Source organism: Streptomyces sp. NPDC052020 (assembly GCF_040680575.1).
GTDB lineage: Bacteria > Actinomycetota > Actinomycetes > Streptomycetales > Streptomycetaceae > Streptomyces.
Genome location: NZ_JBFAWY010000078.1, coordinates 1 through 5,623 on the forward strand (window position 1 = coordinate 1; position 5,623 = coordinate 5,623).

General features: G+C 73.4%; 1 protein-coding gene. It reads right to left on the reverse strand.

The genetic code is table 11. The annotated features are described in order from the left end of the window. Positions 1-5,623, reverse strand: a 5,623-nt coding sequence (locus AB0L74_RS34660) for an SDR family oxidoreductase (protein WP_365661553.1), incomplete at both ends; no start/stop codon positions are given.

A 5,623-nucleotide genomic window follows, 5' to 3' on the forward strand; every position in this document is an offset into this window, starting at 1 on the left:
ACCCCCCAGGCCCGCACCACATGCCGGGCCACCACAGCACCCAGCACACCGGTACCACCCGTCACCAGCACCGATCCCTCCGGATCCCACCCCGAGGGAACAGCGTCCGACGCCGCCTCACCGGAGGCCGCCACCGTTTCCGGCTCATGGTGGACGGACGCCAGCCTGGCCACTCGGGCCCTGCCGTCGTGCAGGGCGACCTGCGGCTCGTCGTACAGGCCGGGGTCGGACAGCACCCCTGGCAGCGCCTGGTAGGACGAGGCGTCCTCCGCGAGGTCGAGCAGAGCGAACCGGCCGGGATTCTCGGTCTGCGCCGACCGTACGAGACCCCAGGCCGCCGCGTGCGGCAGATTCACGGTGCCCTCGTCGGTGCCGCGGCCGTCCGGCTCCCGCACCGCGCCCTGGGTGACCACGACCAGCCGGCTGGCGGTGAGGCGCTCGTCGGCGAGCCACGCCTGGAGCAGCTCCAGCGTGTGGGCCACGGACCTCCGTACGCCCTGCGGCCCGCCGTCCGTGGGCAGCCCGGCCGGCAGCGGCGCCAGCACCGTACGGGGCAGCGGTACGCCGGCTTCGACGGCCCGGACCAGTGCGGCCAGGTCCGGGTACGTGGCGGGCCGGACGCCACCGGATTCCAGCCCGGCGGCGATCTTCAGCTCGTCGCGGCCCAGGACGGCCGTGCCCGTGAGTACGTCGGTGAGCGCGCCCGGTCCGCCCTCGCCGGGCACGGGGCCATGCTCCCGCCAGGCCACGCGGTGCATCAGTCCGGCACCACGGCTGCGTGCCACCTGACCGGCGTTCACCGGGCGCAGCGCCAGGCGATCGACGGTGATCAGCGGCCGTCCGCCGGTGTCCGTCAGGGACAGGGAGACCGCGTCCTTCCCGGCGGACTTCAGCTGGACCCGGGCAGCCGCGGCACCGACCGCGTGGACGGTGATCCCGTTCCAGTGGAACGGGACCAGGACGCGCTCCGGGTCGTCGACGAGGCCGCCGACCGCAATGGCGTGCAGCGCCGAGTCGAGCAGTGCCGGGTGGATCCCGTAACGGGCGGGATCGGCCGGACCGCCGAGAGCGGTGGCGGGGATCGTGTCCGGGCCGTCGGAGGTCCCGGCGCTCTCGTACCCCGGCAGAGCGATGTCGGCGAACACGTCGTCGCCGCGCCGCCACACCGCGCGCAGCCCCCGGAAAAGCGGGCCGAACCCGAGACCGTTGTCCGCCAGCCGCTCGTACAGGCCGCCGAGGGGAAGCTGCTCGGCACCGGGCGGCGGCCACGCCCCGGTGTTCCCCGGTGTTGCGGCCGCGGATCCGGTGGACACGGCCAGCAGTCCCGTCGCGTGACAGGTCCACGGTGTGCCGTCGGCCGCGCCGTCCGCCCGGGAGTGGAGGGTGATGGTCCTGGTCCCGTCCTCCGCCGGCTCTCCGACGGTGACGCGCAGGGCGACGCCGTCACGCTCCGGCAGGATGAGCGGCTCCCGCAGGGTCAGTTCCCGTATCTCCCGGCAGCCTGCGGACTCCGCCGCGTGGGCGGCGAGTTCGACAAGGGCGGTGCCGGGCAGCAGGACGGTGCCCAGGACGGCGTGGTCACCCAGCCACGGGTGCGTGCGCAGCGAAAGACGACCGGTCAGCAGGAGTCCGTCCCGGTCGGGAAGGGTGACCAGGGCGCCGAGCAGCGGATGCCCGCTGTCGCCGAGGCCGAGCCCGGCCGTGTCCGCCGCCGGTCCGCCCGCCGGGGCGTCCAGCCAGTAACGCTCCCGCTGGAAGGGATAGGTGGGCAGGTCCACGCGGCGCGCCCCGCGCCCGGCGAAGAAGGCGTGCCAGTCGGGCCCGGCGCCCTGCACATGGGCCTGGCCGAGCGCATTCGCCAGCGTCTCGGACTCCGGCTTGTTGCGGCGCAGCAGCGGTACGAGCAGCGGCCGGTGCGGGGCGGCGGGCGCGGCGGTCCCGGAGGCGCCGGTGGCCTCGGAGGCCGTCGCGGGGTTCTCGTCGGCATCCGCGGGCACGTCCGCGAGGCAGTCAGCGGCCATGGCGGTGAGCACCCCGTCCGGGCCCAGCTCCAGGTAGGTGTGAACGCCCAGCTCCCGCAGGCTGCGGACGCCGTCGGAGAACAGGACGGTGCCGCGGACCTGGCGCACCCAGTACTCGGGGTCACACAGCTCTCCCGGCGCGGCCGGACGGCCGGTGACGTTCGAGACCACGGGAATGCCCGGGTCCCGGAACTCGACCTTCTCCAGGACGGCACGGAACTCCGCCAGCATTCCGTCCATGTGCGCGGAGTGGAACGCATGGCTCACCCGCAGTTCACGGGTCTTGCGGCCGAGACCGGCCCAGTGTGCCTCCGCCTCCCGTACCGCCTCCTCGTCCCCGGAGAGCACGGTCGCGGCGGGGCCGTTGACGGCGGCGACGTCCAGTCCCCCGGACGCGAGGCCGGCGAGCCAGGACCGTACCTCCGGCTCCGCCGCCTGAACGGCGAGCATCGCGCCGCCCTCGGGCAGGGCCTGCATCAGGCGGCCGCGGGCGGTCACCAGCAGCGCGGCGTCGGCGAGCCCGAACACCCCGGCGACATGCGCTGCGGCGATCTCTCCGATCGAATGGCCGAGCAGCGCGGCGGGCCGCAGCCCCCATCCCTCGAGCAGCCGGAACAGGGCGACCTCCAGAGCGAACAGGGCGCACTGGGTGTACTCGGTCCGGTCGAGCAGCGCGGCCTCCTCGCTGTCCGGGAGGGCGAACATCACGTCGCGCAGCGGCTGTTCGAGGTGCCGGTCGAAGTGTGCGCAGATCTCGTCCAGCGTCTGGGCGAACGTGGGGTACCGGTCGTACAGCTCGCGGCCCGCGCCGGGCCGCTGGCTGCCCTGGCCGGTGAAGAGGAAGGCGAGGGCGCCCTCCCGGGCCGTGCCCCGGTGACAGCGGGCGGAACCGGCGCCCTCGGCCAGCGTCTCCAGTTCGGCCAGGAAACCGTCCAGGTCCGCCGCGACCACGGAAGCCCGGTGCGGGAAGGCCGTGCGGCCGGTGGCGAGCGAATACCCGATGTCCCACAGGTCGGCCGGGCCGCCGGGGCCGGTCGTGTCCGCCTTCCCCTTCAGGGCTTCGGCACGTTGGGTCAGCCAGTCGCCCAGGGCGGCGGCCTGGGCACGCAGCGCCCGGTCGTCCTTGGCGGCCAGCACCCAGGGAAGGTGGCCGGGCCGGGCCGAGGCCCTCGCGGAGTCGCCGGATCCCATGGCCCCCTCCGCCCCGGGTTCCCGCACGGTCGCGTCCGCGTCCACCGGGGCCTGCTCCAGCACCACGTGCGCGTTCGTGCCGCTGATGCCGAAGGAGGAGACCGCGGCGCGGCGCGGACCGCTGGTGGCCGGCCAGTCCGTCTGCTCGTTGACGAGCGCGAGGCCGCTGTTCGCCCAGTCCACGTGCGGGCTCGGTTCCTCGGCGTGCAGGGTCTTCGGCAGGGTGCCGTGGCGCATGGCCATCACCATCTTGATGACGCCCGCCACACCGGCGGCGGCCTGGGTGTGGCCGATGTTGGACTTCACCGAGCCGATGGCCAGCGGGCGGCCGGCGGGCCGAGACCTTCCGTACGTGGCCTGAAGGCCCTGCGCCTCGATGGGGTCGCCGAGCGCGGTGCCGGTGCCGTGCGTCTCGACCGCGTCGACGTCCTCCGGCGCCAGGCGTGCGTCGGCGAGGGCCTGACGGATGACACGCTGCTGGGAGGGGCCGTTCGGGGCGGTGAGGCCGTTGCTGGCACCGTCCTGGTTGACGGCGGTGCCGCGGACCACGGCCAGTACCGGGTGCCCGTTGCGGCGGGCGTCCGACAGTCGTTCCACGAGCAGCAGTCCGACGCCTTCCGCCGCGCCGAACCCGTCTGCGTGCGCGGAGAACGCCTTGCTCCGGCCGTCCCCGGCCAGCGCCCGCTGCCTGCTGAACTCCACGAACATGTGCGGGGTGGACATCATCGCCACACCGCCGGCGAGCGCCAGCTCGCACTCGCCGTTCCGCAGTGCCCGCACCGCCAGGTGCAGTGCGGTCAACGAGGACGAGCAGGCGGTGTCGACGGTGGTCGCGGGACCTTCGAGCCCGAAGGTGTACGCGATGCGGCCCGAGGCGACACTCGCCGTGTTCCCGGTCAGCAGGTACCCCTCCACCCCGCGCGGGGCGTTCGGGACCCTGGCCGCGTAGTCCTGGTAGGTCAGGCCGATGAAGACCCCGGTGCCGCTGCCGCGCAGGTCGGCCGGTTTCAGACCGGCCCGCTCGAACGCCTCCCACGACGTTTCGAGCAGCAGTCTCTGCTGGGGGTCCATCGCCAGCGCCTCACGCGGCGAGATCCCGAAGAACGCCGCGTCGAAATCCGCCGCGTCGTGCAGGAACCCGCCCTGCCGTACGTAGGTCTTGCCGAGCGCGTCCGGATCCGGGTCGTACAGCGCGTCCAGGTCCCAGCCCCGGTCGGTGGGGAACGGACTGATGCCTTCACCGCCCTCGGAGAGCATCCTCCACAGGTCTTCCGGAGTGCGGACGCCGCCGGGGTAGCGGCAGCTCATCGCGACGATCGCGATCGGCTCGGTGTCGGTCGCGACGACTTCGCGGCCGATGGCCGCGGGTGCCTCCAGAGCCTCCTCGTCCCCGAGCAGCTCCGTACGGAGCAGCGTCGAGAGGGCCAGCGGTGTGGGGTAGTCGAAGACGACCGTGGGGGGCAGCGACAGTCCGGTCACCCGGGACAGCCGGTTGCGCAGTTCGACTCCCGCGAGCGAGTCGAAACCGATCTCCTTGAAGGCACGCCCGCTCTCTACGTCCGCCGCCGAGCGCATCCGCAGGACGGCCGCGGCCTGCGTCCGTACCAGATCGAGCAGGATGGGCAGCCGTTTCTCCTCGGGCGCGGCGACGAGCTGGGCGACGAGCGGGTTCTCTCCGTCGGGGACGCCGTCTTCTCCCTGTCGGCCGGACGCGCTCTCGCGTGCTTCCAGGATGCGCCGCACCTCGGGAAGCTCCTCGACCAGGGGCTGCGGCCGGCTCGCGGAGTAGGCGAGGTAGAAACGGTCCCAGTCGATGTGCGCGACGGTGATCTCGGTCTCGTCGTGGTCCAGTACGGATGCCAGGGCGGCCAGGGCGAGTTCCGGATCCATCCCGGGCACACCGTGCTGGCTCAGCCGCTCGGCGACGCCGTCCTGGGCGGCCATACCGCTGTCCCTCCAGGGGCCCCAGGCAATCGAGGTGCCGGCAAGCCCACGGGCCCGGCGATCGGCGGCGAGGGCGTCGAGGAAAGCGTTGTGCGGGGCGTAGTTGCCCTGCCCCGGGATGCCCAGGGTGCTGGAGACAGAGGAGAAGAGGACGAAGGCCGAGAGGTCGATGTCGCGCGTGAGCTCGTCGAGCACGGTCGCGCCGATCGCCTTCACCCGGTGGGCCCGCTCGACCTGGTCGGGCGTCAACGTCTCGACCAGGCCGTCGTCGAGCACACCGGCGGCGTGTATGACGGTGGTGAGGGGGGCGTCCTCGGGTATGTCCGCGAGGATACGGTGCACCGCCTCCCGGTCGGTGACATCACATGCCGCGATGGTGACACGGGCCCCCGCCTCCCGTATGTCCGCCGCCAGCTCCTCGGCCCCCGGAGCCTCGGCGCCCTGACGACTGAGCAGAAGAAGATGCT